This is a genomic window from Geodermatophilus sp. URMC 61 (assembly GCF_052931555.1).
Genome location: NZ_JBRFHZ010000002.1, coordinates 578,777 through 593,108, shown reverse-complemented (window position 1 = coordinate 593,108; position 14,332 = coordinate 578,777). Strand labels below are relative to the sequence as shown.

The window sequence follows — 14,332 nt, the reverse complement described above, 5'->3', positions numbered from 1 at the left end:
GGAGGGATCCGCGAGCTCGCGCCTCTCAGAATCGGACTGCATCCGAATGGACCGCAACAGGGGCGTGCGGATCCACAGCGGGGCGCCGACCAGTACTCGGTCACACCCGTCATGAGTGCAGCCATCGAACGAGATGTCGAGGAGAACCTCGTCAGCCGGCTGCGGCAGGGCAGAGCGATGCGGACGGTCGACGTCCCCCGCCGCATCGGCGTCACCGACTCGATAGTGATCATGACGGCCCGCCCACCAGTCGCCCGCGGTCTCGTCACCAGGACCCAGCCTCGACGACAAGCGCGGCCGGATCCTTGAGCTCACGGACGACGGTCACGGCCTGGCCGCCCGTACCGAAGCCGAGCTCGACCGGGCCGGCATTCTGGGCAATGCGACCGGAGGACGCAGTGCATGCGGCGACTCGCAGAAGCGATCGACTCGAGGGGGCGCCTGTACTGAGCAGCTGCCCGAGGTACTGACGAGTACGTCAGTCACACGGGCACACCGACCGCTTCCAGCAACCTGACAGCCCGGAAGATCTGCACGAGTTGCCCGGTGCAGCTCGCCTGCCTCATGAACCCCATCGAGCACCCGAAGGGGCGCGGACACCCTAGGAATTACCGGAGCTGTTGTCCCCGCTGTCGTTTCCGGTCCCGTCTCCGGTGGTGTTTCCAGCTGTCTGTTGCCGGACGTCCTTGAGCGTGTTGAGCACCGACACCATCACGGTGGTCGCCATGGAGATGACAACCAGGAAGGCGCCGATGAGCACCCAGCGTTCCATGTCGAGCCGGAAGCCCGATGCCGACATGCTGGCGCCCGTGACGAGCAGGATGAGCGCCACGACGGCGCCGACGGTCAGGACCCAGATGATGGTCCGCTTCATGATGATGCTTCCTTGATCAGTGGATCGCAGGTCCCTGACGGTCCCGCGGAGCTGGAATCGCGCCCCGCGAGCCTGCGGCGTTCGAAACCCTCGGTCTCGGATTCGGCCAGTCTGCGCTGTTCGCGAGGTTTCTCGAGGTCGGTCTCCTTGGCGCACAGGGCGGACTTCTGCTCGTCGAGCAACTGGCCGGGTGGCAGCCTTCGACCTCGTTCAGTACCGCGATGGATCCGTCATCGAGTCTCAGTCCCGCCTGGCGGAACGTCCGACCACCGCTTACATCGTCGTCGGCAACTTCCACGAGAACGGCAACCCACTGCAGAGTCCAGCCGATACGTGACCGCATGACCTACCTCCGCACCGTGCGACGCAAGGCCAGCGTAACGGTCACGAATCTCCGCGAGGCTGGCCAATTGGTGCCGATCCTGATCGGGCAGCAGCTCTGGGACTGGTGGGCGCTGGCGGCTTCGTCACCGATCCCGCAAACTGCTCGGCACACCGGATGTGCCGGCCCGTTGCAGCGGCTCCGTGCTCTGTGCTACCCGCTGTCCATCCCCCTCACAGCGGTCCTGGACCTCCGCCCCGACGTGGCGGGTGGGTAGAAGGTTGCGGTCGACGCCGGAGCCGTGGGTCCACATGTGGTCCATGCGCTCAACGGCGCGGGCGTACGGGGCCTCCTCGGCGACGGTCAGCGTGGCCGACCGACGACCCTCTGCTGCGGGTCGCCGACGCCCTGACCTGGAACCCTTCCGCCGGGTGCGCCTGGCGAGAATGCATCCCGGCGATCACACCGCTGATGACGTGACGCGGCCACAGACGCCGCGGAGCCCGGCCCCTCACCGTCCGGAGAGGAGCCGGGCCTCCTTGCTGGAGCTCAGCGCAACAGGCGGTGCTCTGCGTGGGCGCGAGGTCAGGTGACGACGCGCCGGACGCGGACGACCAGGTGATGGAAGCCAGGGAGACCCCCGAACAACCCAGCGGTGTCGACCACGTCGACGCGCGCGAGCGCGTCCGGGTACGGCGGGTCGAACGGCGGCAGATTGTCCAGCGCGTTCGCGAACGCCTCATCGAACTTGAGGTTCGCTGACATGCCGATTGCCTCCTCCCCACCCGGTGCGCTGCCTTCGTCCGTGGATCGGTCGGACACCATCGCTCCGAATTGAGCGAGTTCTGCCCCGATCGGCTGGATCTCCACCTGGTCCTGGCCGTCGGCGTGGTGCACGGTGACTGTCGGCTGATCGACGGGGTACCGGAACACCTCGCAATGCCGATAGGGCACGACGACCGTTGGCCAGATTCCCGGACGCTGTCGCCAGAGAAGGTTGAACTGCGGCGGGAAGATCAAAAGCGGGCTCCGCTGGATGTCCACCTCGTAGCCGGGGTTGGGTAGCTGCCCCTCGGCGAGGATCAGGATGAATGGACCAGCGCGGAATGCGCGGATCCTGCTGCGCCGCGCGAGGTGCCAGGTCGTCGGGGATGCAGGGGCCGACACTTCTGTCATCACATGTCCTCTCCGAATTGCTGCACATGCGTCTCTCGGGAACGCACCATGCCCCATCGCTGACTGTGCGGTCTCACTCCGTGGTTGTTCTGCGATGTCCTCCGATCGCGGTGACGACAGGAACGAGCCGAAGGACGACAGCCCCCTACCGGGTCGCGGCGGCTCCCTGAGGGGGCAGACCCCACGAGCTCCCGTCTCACGCGTGCTCGGCTGCTCGCCGTGTTCGAACGCAACTGTCAGGTCGCCGACGGGCCCATCTGAGGACAGGGTCGCGATGAGCCGTCACCTCGACGTCACCGATTCCGTGGACGGTCTGAAACCACCGACGTGCCGGAAGGTCCTAGCCACAGAGGAACGCCGCAGGCGGGAACAGCGCGCCGGACGGCACAACCGCAGGTCGGAGCCCACGAGTCTGACCTTGTTGCGGCCCCGAGGTGAGGAAGCGCCGTCGGAGGGAGTACGGCTGCCGCTGTCGGTGAGATCCGGTCCCGGCTGGAGGACTGGCGACGACACGTGCACGCCGAGAACCACAGCCCAGCAACGATCGACTCGTACCCCGTCGTCGGTCGTCCGTGCGCGGACCACCTGACCGGGTGCTCGACCGGGACGGTTCGACGTGTCGACGACGGTCATCGACCCGGCGAGAATCGAGGTTGTGGTCCGATCCCGGTGAACCTCTCCCCCCTCCCACGGTCACCACGGGAGAGGCACTGACCCTCGTCCTGGAGCGCTGCCTGACCCAGGCATCCGCGCAGCGCCGGTCTGCGAAGAGATGGAAGAGGCGCTACCTCCTGTTCGGCATACCGACCGCGGTCCTGCCCGCCATCTCCGGCGCCACGAGCCTCGCGGTCGAAGCCGGACGGGTCCCTGGAGCGACGATCGCACTTCTCGCATCTGCGCTGGCAGCCGCTGCTGCATTCCTCGACAGCCAGCGCCGTAGCCAGAGCCACGACAAGCTGGCAGTGGGCTGGCACGATCTGGCCGATCGCACGCGCTTGGCACTGCTGGATCTCCAGGAGCACCGGCTGGACACCGATTCCGCCCGCGATGAACTGGCGAAGATCCTGAGTCTCCAGACCCGCCTGTTGCGAAGCGCAGTGGACCACCAGGACGAACCACGGACGTCCGGTCACGAGCCGACAGGAGCCGCACCGGAGAAGTGAGTCGTCTGTGCACCCCGGCCTGGTCTCGACCACGGGCGCCGTGCTGTCGGTGCAACCGGACCAGGACCGCGCCCGTGTCGAACGACCGACCGAGCGGACCCCTCCGCATCGGGGCTCCTCGCGCTGCCCTGTCGATACGGCCTGTCGGCACGGCTCCACCGGCCCGTGACCCGCACAGTCGGAAGGAGGAAGTGCCACGGCCCGGGAGGGTGATCGCTGCCGTCGATGACCTGGCGCGTGAGCGCTACCGGTGACCACGGCCATCCGGTCGGTTCCGGGCTCGGCGGTGACTGCCGACGAGACCGACCCGCCCAACAGCTGCGGGACGGCGTCCGGTGGCCCGTCGACGTGGGACATCGAGGTGCTCGGCAGCACCAGCTCGGATGCCCGGTGACGATCACCTGGGAGCGCCCCGCAGCACCGGTCCGCCGACACGAGAGCGCAGCGATCCGTGCCGGGACGGTGCCCACGGGCATCCGGTCTCAGCGTGGCCGGACCACCGGCAGCGTCCGGGAGACCGAGGATGTCCTCCTCACCACTCCAGCCGGGTCCCACCGCGGTTCCTGGGGCTCCTCCCCGCGTCCTGGCGGCGACGCACGCGTGACGTTTCAGTGACGCCCCACTCCTAGCGTGCCGGCGAGCGGCTCACCCGAACACTTACCGACCACGGCGTCTCGATGATCGGCCCACCGCCGGCTCCCTGAGGCCAATCCACATGCTCCGGGGGTCTTTCTCGAGCCGGCGCGATGCCGCGGGCCCATCCGCCTGAGACACCTTCGTCTGAGACGCCTCCAGAGAAGGGAAGAACGATGCGGGTTCAGCGGGTCCTCCGAGACGCGGTACTGACTGCCGCCGTCACCTGTTCCGCCTTGACCGTTCTCACCGGGTGCCAGGGCGATGTCGCGCGGTCCGACACCCCCGTGCCGGCCAGTTCCAGCGATACGGTCTTCGGCCCGTCCCAGGCGCTCGGAAACGGCAGCGCCAAGACCTACATCACAGTGGACGGCGACGGACGACCGACCGAGGTCGGCCTGCGGTTGTCGCGCACCGCCCTGGAAGGACTACCCCCGTCGGGGACCATGCTGATGCTCGACTTCCCCGACGAGGCGGCCACGACGGCGTTCGATCACGTCATGCTCAACTGGAATCCCCAGGGGCACGACCCCGTCGAGCTGTTCGGGAAACCGCACTTCGACGTCCACTTCGACATGGTCGACATGGCGACGATGCACGCCATCAGCCCGGACGATCCCGACTACGCCGCCAAGGCCGACCACCTACCTGAGGCGAAGTACATGCCACAGGACTATTCCGTTCCCCCTGGTCCGCCCCCTGCTGCGCAGGCCGTTCCTGGAATGGGTGTGCACTGGATCGACTTCACCGACCCCACCCTCGTCCCCGGCGTCTACGACTTCCAGCACATCTTCCTCAACGGCAGCTGGGACGGCCGCCACATCTTCTACGAGCCCATGATCACCACAGAGTTCCTGATGAGTGGGCCCGACTTCGAGCAGCCGCTCAAGCAACCCCAGGCATACCAGTCGACCGCCTACTACCCGACCACCTACGGCATCCGCGTCGATGAGCAGACAGAGGAGTACGTCATCTCACTCGGAGACATGACGGCGCGCACCGCATCGTGATCCCAGCCGCCTCCTCCCCTCGTCATCGGACCGCGCCGAGGCGTCCGGCTCGCATCCACCACTCCTCGGGTGGTGGATGCGAGCCGGATGTCACGGTCACGGCCGCGCAGCCTGCAGTCCGCGAGATCTCAGGTCGTCGAGGCGGTCAGAGCAGCGGTCGAGCATCCTCGCCGAGGAGGCGTGGCCTCGTGGCCCGTGCTCTCGCAGCACCGCGCCGGCGACCCGACGAGCGCACGAGGCAACGGCGCGGGGCACCGCCGGTGTGTCCGGAACCGCCGGACTGACGGTCCCGCGACCCTCACGGCCACTCCCGGGACGGCGGCGCGCTCGACGACGTCCGAGTCCGTGCTCGCCGATGAGGGTGGAGGCCGCTTCGCGAGTCGGGCCGCCGCCTCGACCAGATGAGGGATGGCGGGAAGCCCTTCGTCCTCCCAGCTCAACGTATAGCGCCCGGGGGGACTTGTGGCAAGACCCGGGGCAGGCCGCAGAATCGCCGGCCGAGGCCGGGACCTGCGGAGATGGCACTCGCGGAGTGCGTGTGTCCCGCCGGCCCAGGCACCGTGCTGCGCGCCAGGGCCGCGAGCGGCCTCGGATCGGAGTTGACGACGTGAACACCGTGACCACCAGCGCCTTCGACCTCCCCGACCACCTCTCCGCCAAGGCCGACCCGGCACTCATCGCGGACGACGAGCGGCACTTCGCGGCCGTCGCGGAGAGCCTCGAGCGGTCGATCGCCGACCTGTCCGACCGCCTCGACGCCGAGCGCCGGGCCCCCGGCGGCACGGGCCAGGAGGCGCTGGACCGGGACCTGGAGGTCCACCGGCTGACCGCTCGCCTGCGCACCCTGCGCCGCTTCGGTCTGGACCTGTGCCTCGGACGCATGGATCCCGGAGACGACTCCGAACCCGTGTACGTCGGACGACTCGGGCTCACGGACAGTGCGGGTCGCCGGCTGCTGGTCGACTGGCGCTCGCCCGCGGCCGAGCCGTTCTTCGGCGCCACCCACGCCGAGCCGATGGGTCTGGCGAGCCGCCGCCGGTACCGGTGGACCCGCGGCCGGATCACCGACTACTGGGACGAGGTGTTCACCTCGGACGGGTTCGCGGGGCACGCCGCTGCGCTCGACGACCAGTCCGCCTTCATCGCCAGCCTGGGCAGCAGCCGGTCGCCCCGGATGCGTGACGTGCTCGGCACCATCCAGGCCGACCAGGACGCCGTCATCCGCGCGGGATCGCACGGCGCTCTCGTCGTCGACGGCGGCCCGGGTACGGGGAAGACCGTCGTCGCCCTGCACCGCGCCGCGTACCTCCTCCACGCCGACCCACGCCTCGGCCACCACCGGGGCGGCGTGCTGTTCGTCGGTCCGCACCAGCCGTACCTGGCCTACGTCTCCGACGTCCTCCCCAGCCTCGGACAGGAGGGAGTGCGGACCTGCACCCTGCGGGACCTCGTCCCCGAGGGGGCCACGGCGACCGCCGAGACCGATCTGGACGTCGCCCGCCTCAAGTCCTCCGTGGACGTCGGAGCGCTGATCGAGGCCGCCGTCCGGTTCTACGAGGAGCCGCCGGCGGAGGGGACGACGGTCGTGACGCCCTGGGACGACGTCCGGCTGAGCGCCGACGACTGGGCCGAGGCGTTCGAGGCGCCCGATCCCGGCACCCCGCACAACGAGGCCCGCGACCAGGTCTGGGAGCACCTGCTCACCATCCTGGTCGACGCGCACGACGACGACGTCCCGGCCGACCAGGTCCGCAGGACGCTGCAGCAGGACAGGGAGCTGCGGACGACCTTCGACCGCGCGTGGCCGCTGTTGGAGGCGACCGACGTCGTCGGGGACCTGTGGTCGGTACCCGCCTACCTGCGCAGGTGCGCTCCCTGGCTCAGCGCCGATGACGTCCGGGCGCTGCAGCGCCGGGACGCCCGGGCCTGGACGGTGTCCGACCTGCCGCTGCTGGACGCCGCTCGACAGCGGCTCGGCGACCCGGAGACGTCCCGGCGCCGGCGCCGTCAGGAGGCCGTCGTCGCCGCGGAACGGGAACGCCTGGCCGGCGTCATCGACGAGCTGGTCGCGGCCGACGACTCCGAGCTGCTGCTGATGACGAGCCTGCGCCATCAGGACCTGCGGGACGCCCTGGTCGACGAGGCCGCGCTGCCCACCGCCGATCCCGACCTGCTCGCCGGCCCCTTCGCGCACGTCGTCGTGGACGAGGCCCAGGAGCTGACCGACGCGGAGTGGCACATGCTGCTGCTCCGCTGCCCCTCCCGGAGCTTCACCGTCGTCGGCGACCGCGCCCAGGCTCGGCACGGGTTCCCGGAGTCGTGGCAGGAGCGGCTCGGCCGGATCGGGTTCGGTCAGGTCCGGCTCGCCTCGCTGACCATCAACTACCGGACGCCGGCCGAGGTCATGGCGGAGGCCGAGCCGGTCGTCCGGGCCGCGCTCCCGGACGCCAACGTGCCGACCTCCATCCGCAGCAGCGGTGTCCCCGTCGTCCACGGATCCGTCTCGGAGCTGGACTCGGTCCTCGACACCTGGCTCGCCGCCCACGCCGAGGGGACCGCCTGCGTCATCGGCGACGCCACGTTCCGGGCGACGTCCCGCGTCCGGTCGCTGACCCCGGTGCTGGCGAAGGGGCTCGAGTTCGACCTGGTCGTCCTCGTCGACCCCGAGGCGTTCGGCACGGGCATCGAGGGAGCGGTCGACCGCTACGTCGCGATGACCCGAGCGACCCAGCGGCTCGTCGTCCTCACGAGCTCCTGACGTCGACCGGTGTCCGCGGGGATCAGGCCACCGGGACCAGCCGGCGTGCCGGTGCGCCCTCTGCCGACGGATCGAGGAGCGCGCGTGCCCGGTCCCGCAGCGTGGCGATCGACCCGAGGCCGGCCTCGACGTCGGCGACCTCGTCCGCCATGCGCCTGGCCCCCTTCGCGGCCGAGGCCGCCGCGTCGAGCCGCTCGGACAGCTGACGCAGGTGCGTGCCCACCGCAGCCGACGTGGTGGTCCGCAGGTCGCTCTGCAGCACCCGCAGGGCGTCACGCACCTGTTTGCCGAGGACGAGCTGGTAGTCGTCGAGGAACCCGCGCACCATGGCGCGGCCTTCGCTGCGCCGCCGTTCGAGCTGGCGGCGGCGGTCCCCGAGGAGCGCGGCGCCACCGGTCACCAGCGCGCCCAGCACGGCGGCGACGGCCATCACCCAGCCGGGCAGCTGCAGCCCTCCGAGCCGGGAGAGGACGAAGGTCATCATGATCCCGGCGTAGCCGGGCATCGCGACCCTGAGCACTCGGGTGGCGAGGGGCTGCCCGCCTCCGACCGGCGGCGTGTGGGGACGCAGGTCGGCGACCAGCCGCCCCGCCGGGAGCACCGACGACGTCGGGACGTCCAGCGCAGCCAGTCCGACCTGGTCGGCGAGCCGCGCGGCGACGGCGCGGGTGTCCTCGTGCAGCCGGCCGAGGATCCGCTCGGCCTCGGCGACCAGGCGTCCCCGGAGCCAGCTCTCGAGCTCCGTGGCGTGCCGGCCGGGATCGGTCGACACCAGCGCGGCGTCGGCCTCGGCCTGCACCGCGCGCGTGGCCCTGCGCACCTCGAACTCGAGGTCGGAGCCGAGGGCGGCGAAGCCCTCCCCCAGCACGGCCGGCCAGGTCTGGACCCGCGACTCGAACGTCTCCCTGCGGGCCCGGGCGTCGGCGAGCTCCGCCTGCAGCCGGGGGACCCGGGCCGGGTCCTGCAGGTGGGCACGCAGCGCCCGGAGGTCCACCTCGAGGGAGTCGCACGCGCGGAGGACGACGGCCGCGGCGTCCCGGACGGAGTGCCCGGCCGGATCCGGCGTCTCCAGGACCCGGCGGGCGCCGGCGAGTCGCTCGACGAGGTCCTGTCGGTCGTTGGCGGTGGCTCCCCTGGTGCACAGGTCGAGGAGCTCTCGGAGTTCCGCCGTCACCCGGCCGGCGTCGGTGGGTCCGGATCGGTGGGTGGTCATCTCACGCGCCGTCCTCGTCCTGTGGGTGGAGCGGGCAGAGCTGCCGGCGGTGGCCCGGTCGGGCGCGACGACACCGGGGACGGCCCGGTCCCGGAGACGCTGCTCCTGCAGGCTCGGGAAGCCGGTCGTGGGTGGTGGCGGTGGGGTGACCCGGGTGGACAGGGCCACGCCACCGGGGCTCGGGTGGGTCGTCGCAGCTCTCGACGGGCGGTCGCCGACCTCCTCGGCGACACGGCAGCGGGGCGGTACCGGTCGGGGACGGAGCGGCTCGTGCTCCCCGTTCCGGGTGCGGCGTGGCCCGGGCGGCCCGGGCCACGCCGCGGTCCGGTCAGTAGTCGCCGTAGGACTCGTCGTCGAAGTCCTCGTACTCGTCGCAGCCGTAGTCGTAGTCGTGGCTGTCCTCGTCGTGACCGCCCCAGTCGTCGCCGTGGTCCTCGTCCCAGTCGTGATCGTGCACGTGTCTCTCCCTCGTTCCAGGCCCGGGAACCTGTTTCCCGTGGTGTGCCTGAGAAGAGAATGGCGAGCTGACAGAACGGCCGACACCGAGCAGTCCCCCGCAATTCCGGAGGGCGTTCCCCCATTTCCGGGTGGGGTCCACCCGCCCGTGCCCGCGGCTTCCCCGGCGGACGCGTGCGAGGCTCGACGAGTCCCCGACGAGAGGTGGCCCGCGTGCCCTCCGAGACCGAGACCGCTGCCCGCGTGCGCGCCGTCCTCGACATCCCGCTCAACCGCTTCCTGGGCATGCAGCTGCGCGATCCGGCCGACCCCTCCGCCGGCGTCTGGTTCCCGGTCGGCCGCACGGCGCAGAACCAGGCGGGGGTGCTGCACGGCGGCGCGGTGACGACGCTGCTCGACACCGCGAGCTACCTCGCGCTGCTCCCCCGGCTGTCCGACGCCGAGCACGCGGTGACCCACGACCAGACCGTGTCGCTGCTGCGGCCGGTGGCCGCCGAGAAGCGGGTCGACGTCACCGCCACCGTGCTGCGCCGCGGCCGCGCGGTCGCGTTCATGCGCGCCGAGGCCGTGGTGGACGGCGAGCTGGTCGCCACCGCCCAGGTCACCAAGAGCGTCGTCCGCCTGAGCTGATCACCACAGCGACATGGACCGGCGGAAGATGCCGGCGATGTCGTCCTCGGTGACCTCGCGGGGGCAGGTCGCCAGCAGCCGCTGCTGCTTCATCGTGCCCTCGACGAGGTCGGGGACGTCGGCCTCGTCGAAGCCGACCGCCCCCACGCCGTTGGGGATGTCGATGTCGCGCATCAGGTCGGTCAGGACCATGGGCAGGAAGTCGACCGCCTCGGTCGGGAGGCCGGCGTTGGGCGCCAGCAGCTGGGCCGCCCGCACGTGCCGCTCCGGGGCGGCCTCGAAGGTGAACCGGAAGGCCTCCGGCGCGGTCAGCGCCACCGACATCCCGTGCGGGACCATCGGCTCGCCCGCCGGGTAGTCCTTGGGGTGGAAGTCCTTCACCTGCCCGGCGATCGGATAGGCGTTGGCGTGCGGGATGTGCACGCCGGCGTTGCCGAACCCCATGCCGGCGAAGGTGGCGGCCAGGGCCATGTCCGCGCGGGCCTGCTCGTCGTCCCCGTGCCGGACCGCCCGCCGGAACGACCCGGCCAGCAGGGAGAGCGCCTTCTCCGCCCACATGTCCGAGATGGGGTTCGAGCCGCAGTAGGGCACCCTCTTCTCGGGCGTCTTGTGCTCGTAGGTCGTGTACCAGCGCGCCGTGTAGCTCTCCAGGGCGTGGCACAGGATGTCCATGCCCGACGCCGCCGTCACCCCCGGCGGCTGGGTCAGCGTGAGGTCCGGGTCGATCACGGCCAGGGTCGGGCGCAGCATCGCGTGGCTGATCCCGGTCTTCACCCGCGCCGCGATCACGTCCATGACGCAGATCGTGGTGCTCTCCGAGCCGGTGCCCGTCGTCGTCGGGACGGCGACGAGCGGCTTCAGCGGATTCGACGGCGCCTGCCCCTTCCCCACCGGCACGTTGACGTAGTCCAGGAGCTCGCCGGGGTTGGTGGTCAGCAGGTTGATCGCCTTGGCCGTGTCGATGCTGGAGCCCCCGCCGACGGCGACGTAGGCGTCCCAGGGCCCGGTGGAGCGGGCCTCCTCGATCGCGGCGACGAGGCTGACGTCGGTCGGCTCGACGTGCACGCCGTCGTACACGCGCGCCTCGATGTCGAACTGCGCCATCTGGTCGGCCACGCGCTGCGGGATGCCGGTGGCCGCGAGGCCGGCGTCGGTGACCACCAGCACCCGCCGGACGCCGTACCGGCTCAGGTCGTAGCCGATCTCCTCGGAGGCCCCGCTCCCGAACTTCAGCTGCGGCGCCCCGTAGGTGAAGACGGACTCGGGGTGGGCGGGCGAGACGGTGCTCATGACGTCCCTCTCTGCGGTCGGGCGGTGCGGTCGGGCGGTGCGGTTGGGCGGCGTTGCGCCGAATGTTGCACGTGCCTTGTGGTCCGCACCACACCGGCGGAATAGTCCACGACACCGTTCCGTCCGCCGTCCGGCGGCCCGCTTCCCAGCCCAGGAGGTACTCGTGACCGACGCGCCCGCCACCGCCCCCGCCCTCGACGACCTGCTCGCCGACGCGCCGACGAACTGGGGCAAGTGGGGTCCGGACGACGAGATCGGTTGCCTGAACTACCTCGGCCCGGAGCAGGTGCTCGCCGCCGTCCGGTTGGTCCGCTCCGGCAAGGTCTTCACGCTGCAGCGGCTGATCGGCGACCCGAAGGGCGACCCGGTGTGGCCCGGCCGCTCCCCCGCCGAGCGGACCCAGATCCTCGACGAGTCGACCTGGGACTCCCCCGACGCGCCGCAGTACCCCGGCGGCCTGCACTACGCCGACGACAAGATCAACGCCTTCCTTCAGGGCTCGACGCAGTACGACGGGCTGGGCCACGTCTGGTACGGCGGCAAGATCTGGAACGGCTACGACGCCCGCACCACCATCGGGGGTCTGGACAAGGCCAGCGTCGAGCCGATCGCCCAGCGCGGCGTCGTCGGCCGGGCGGTCCTGCTCGACATGGCCCGCTTCCGCGGCAAGGAGACCCTCGACAAGGGCGAGACCTTCAGCCACGAGGACCTGCTCGAGTGCGCGAAGGCGCAGGGCGTGGAGATCCAGAAGCGGGACATCCTGATCCTCCGGACCAACTTCCTGTCCCTGTTCCACCAGCAGGGGGAGGCCTTCTACGAGGGCTTCAACGAGCCGGGCCTGGTGTACAGCCCCGAGCTGGTGCAGTGGTTCCAGGACATGGAGATCCCCAACCTGGTCACCGACACGATCGCCAACGAGGTGACCACCGACCCGAACACCGGCGTCGCGCTCGTCCTGCACAACGCGCTCATGCGCAACCTCGGCGTGACCCTCACCGAGATCGCCGACCTCGAGCAGCTCGCCGCCGACTGCGCCGAGGACGGGCAGTACGCCTTCCTCTACGTCGCCGCCCCGCTCAAGGTCGCCAAGGGCAGCGGCTCCCCGGTCAACCCCGTCGTCATCAAGTAGGGCTGCCATCGTGAGCGACTACGACGAGCGCCCCTGGCTCGCCCTGTACGGCGACCAGCCGGCCGACTACGAGATCGAGTTCGACGACGCCCTGAGCATGTTCCGCGCGGGGCTGGCCCGGGACCCGTCGGGTGACGCGCTGCGGTACTTCGACGGCGTCGTCAGCCGCCGCGAGCTCGACGAGCTCAGCGACGCCCTGGCCAGCGGCCTGCTCGCCAACGGCTTCTCCCGCGGCGACCGGCTGGCCGTCTACCTGCAGAACGTCCCGCAGTTCGTCATCGCGATGGTGGCGGCCTGGAAGGCCGGCGGGATCATGGTCTCGATCAACCCGATGAGCCGTGCCCGCGAGCTCTCCTACCTGCTGAAGGACTCCGGGGCCACGGTGCTGGTGTCCCTGGAGTCGCTGTACGACCAGGTCGCCCGCGACGTCGTGCCCGACACCGACGTCCGGCTGGTGCTCACGACCAGCGAGCTGGACTTCCAGACCCGCGACGACCAGCGGCTGTTCGCCGGGGTGGGCCGCCAGCGGCACGAGGGGACGACGGACCTCGACGAGTTCCTGGCCGAGCACCGCGGGCAGACCCCGCCACCGGTGCAGCTGGGCCCGGACGACGTCGCGTTCCTGACCTACACCTCGGGGACGACGGGGGTGCCCAAGGGCGCCATGAACACCCACCGCAACGTCGTCTTCACCGCGCAGGTCTACCGCGACTGGGTGCACGCCGGGCGGGACGGCGCGATCTTCGGCATCGCCCCGCTGTTCCACATCACCGGGCTGATCGGGCACATCGCGGTCAGCATGCTCGTGCCGGCGCCGCTGGTGCTGGCCTACCGGTTCGAGCCGCAGGTCGTCCTGGACGCCTTCCTCGAGCACCGGCCGGCGTTCACCATCGGCGCGATCACCGCGTTCAGCGCGCTGCTCAACGCCCCCGGGGTCACCCGGGACCACTTCGCGTCGTTCACGTCGATCTACTCCGGCGGCGCGCCCATCTCCCCGGCCGCCGAGCGGCGGTTCCTCGAGGCCACCGGGAAGCAGGTGCACAACGCCTACGGCCTGACCGAGACGACCTCGCCGATGACGGTCACGCCGTTCGGCTCGCCGTCCCCGGTCGATCCCACCTCCGGCGCGCTGTCGGTCGGCGTCCCGGCACCCAGCACGGTCGTGCGCATCCAGGACGACGACGGGAAGGACCTCCCGCTGGGCGAGGTCGGCGAGATCGTCGCCGACGGGCCGCAGGTGGTCGCCGGCTACTGGGGCAAGCCGGAGGAGACCGCCGCCAACCTGCCCGGCGGCGCGCTGAAGAGCGGCGACGTCGGCTTCATGACCCCCGAGGGCTGGGTCTTCATCGTCGACCGCAAGAAGGACATGATCAACGCGTCGGGCTACAAGGTGTGGCCGCGCGAGGTCGAGGACGTGCTCGCCGAGCACCCGGCGGTCCGCGAGTCGGCGGTGGTGGGGGTCCCCGACGAGAAGCGCGGGGAGACGGTGAAGGCCTTCGTCAGCCTCGTGCCCGGCGGGAGCGCCACGCCCGACGAGCTGATCGCGCACTGCAAGGAGCGCATGGCCGCCTACAAGTACCCGCGCAGCGTCGAGATCGTCGACGAGCTGCCCAAGACCGTCACCGGCAAGATCCTCCGCCGGGAGCTGCGCGGAGGGTCCTGACCGCCTCTGGTCCGA

The 14,332-nt window shown here is 70.9% G+C and carries 13 protein-coding genes; 8 read left to right on the top strand and 5 right to left on the bottom strand.

All coding sequences use genetic code 11. From position 1 onward, the window contains the following. Window positions 1-601: 601 nt before the first annotated feature. Window positions 602-874, bottom strand: coding sequence for a hypothetical protein (locus ACU610_RS02770; protein WP_446766193.1), 273 nt, complete (start codon window positions 872-874; stop codon window positions 602-604). Window positions 875-1,064: 190 nt separating this feature from the next. On the opposite strand from ACU610_RS02770, the gene ACU610_RS02765 reads away from it, so the two are divergent. Continuing rightward, entirely contained in the window at window positions 1,065-1,211 is a 147-nt protein-coding gene (locus ACU610_RS02765) for a hypothetical protein (RefSeq protein WP_446766192.1), read from the top strand. Window positions 1,212-1,781: 570 nt separating this feature from the next. Here ACU610_RS02765 and ACU610_RS02760 read toward each other — a convergent pair. Beyond that, window positions 1,782-2,372, bottom strand: coding sequence for a hypothetical protein (locus ACU610_RS02760; protein WP_446766191.1), 591 nt, complete (start codon window positions 2,370-2,372; stop codon window positions 1,782-1,784). 593 nt (window positions 2,373-2,965) lie between these two features. Here ACU610_RS02760 and ACU610_RS02755 point away from each other — a divergent pair. From ACU610_RS02755 to helR, 4 genes are all read left to right on the top strand, one after another. Then, complete coding sequence (locus ACU610_RS02755; protein WP_446766190.1) at window positions 2,966-3,535, top strand: SLATT domain-containing protein; 570 nt, start codon at window positions 2,966-2,968, stop codon at window positions 3,533-3,535. A gap of 250 nt (window positions 3,536-3,785) precedes the next feature. Further along, window positions 3,786-3,929, top strand: coding sequence for a hypothetical protein (locus ACU610_RS02750; RefSeq protein WP_446766189.1), 144 nt, complete (start codon window positions 3,786-3,788; stop codon window positions 3,927-3,929). 475 nt (window positions 3,930-4,404) lie between these two features. Next, the gene (locus ACU610_RS02745; RefSeq protein WP_446766188.1) at window positions 4,405-5,178 is read left to right on the top strand and encodes a DUF5602 domain-containing protein; all 774 of its coding nucleotides are present in this window, start codon (window positions 4,405-4,407) and stop codon (window positions 5,176-5,178) included. Between the two features lie 607 nt (window positions 5,179-5,785). Further along, window positions 5,786-7,936 carry an RNA polymerase recycling motor ATPase HelR gene (gene helR, locus ACU610_RS02740; protein ID WP_446766187.1) on the top strand — a complete coding sequence of 717 codons (2,151 nt, stop codon included), beginning with the start codon at window positions 5,786-5,788 and terminating at the stop codon, window positions 7,934-7,936. Window positions 7,937-7,958: 22 nt separating this feature from the next. Here helR and ACU610_RS02735 read toward each other — a convergent pair whose 3' ends face one another. Next, on the bottom strand, window positions 7,959-9,149 hold the full coding sequence (locus tag ACU610_RS02735; protein ID WP_446766186.1) for a hypothetical protein: 1,191 nt from the start codon (window positions 9,147-9,149) through the stop codon (window positions 7,959-7,961). Window positions 9,150-9,477: 328 nt separating this feature from the next. Beyond that, window positions 9,478-9,606 carry a hypothetical protein gene (locus tag ACU610_RS02730; RefSeq protein ID WP_446766185.1) on the bottom strand — a complete coding sequence of 43 codons (129 nt, stop codon included), beginning with the start codon at window positions 9,604-9,606 and terminating at the stop codon, window positions 9,478-9,480. A gap of 212 nt (window positions 9,607-9,818) precedes the next feature. Here ACU610_RS02730 and ACU610_RS02725 point away from each other — a divergent pair, with 212 nt between their 5' ends. After that, the gene (locus tag ACU610_RS02725; protein WP_446766184.1) at window positions 9,819-10,235 is read left to right on the top strand and encodes a PaaI family thioesterase; all 417 of its coding nucleotides are present in this window, start codon (window positions 9,819-9,821) and stop codon (window positions 10,233-10,235) included. Here the strand turns inward: ACU610_RS02725 and ACU610_RS02720 are convergent, their stop codons facing one another. Then, entirely contained in the window at window positions 10,236-11,525 is a 1,290-nt protein-coding gene (locus ACU610_RS02720) for a hydroxyacid-oxoacid transhydrogenase (protein ID WP_446766183.1), read from the bottom strand. Window positions 11,526-11,688: 163 nt separating this feature from the next. Here ACU610_RS02720 and ACU610_RS02715 point away from each other — a divergent pair, with 163 nt between their 5' ends. Further along, complete coding sequence (locus ACU610_RS02715; RefSeq protein ID WP_446766182.1) at window positions 11,689-12,654, top strand: cyclase family protein; 966 nt, start codon at window positions 11,689-11,691, stop codon at window positions 12,652-12,654. A gap of 10 nt (window positions 12,655-12,664) precedes the next feature. Next, window positions 12,665-14,317, top strand: a complete 1,653-nt coding sequence (locus ACU610_RS02710; protein ID WP_446766181.1) for an AMP-binding protein — start codon at window positions 12,665-12,667, stop codon at window positions 14,315-14,317. Window positions 14,318-14,332 lie beyond the last annotated feature (15 nt).

Bases quoted from the DNA above. Each gene is read 5' to 3' on its own strand.
- ACU610_RS02770 (WP_446766193.1), bottom strand. From the start codon at position 874: ATGAAGCGGACCATCATCTGGGTCCTGACCGTCGGCGCCGTCGTGGCG.
- ACU610_RS02760 (WP_446766191.1), bottom strand. From the start codon at position 2,372: ATGACAGAAGTGTCGGCCCCTGCATCCCCGACGACCTGGCACCTCGCG.
- ACU610_RS02735 (WP_446766186.1), bottom strand. From the start codon at position 9,149: ATGACCACCCACCGATCCGGACCCACCGACGCCGGCCGGGTGACGGCG.
- ACU610_RS02720 (WP_446766183.1), bottom strand. From the start codon at position 11,525: ATGAGCACCGTCTCGCCCGCCCACCCCGAGTCCGTCTTCACCTACGGG.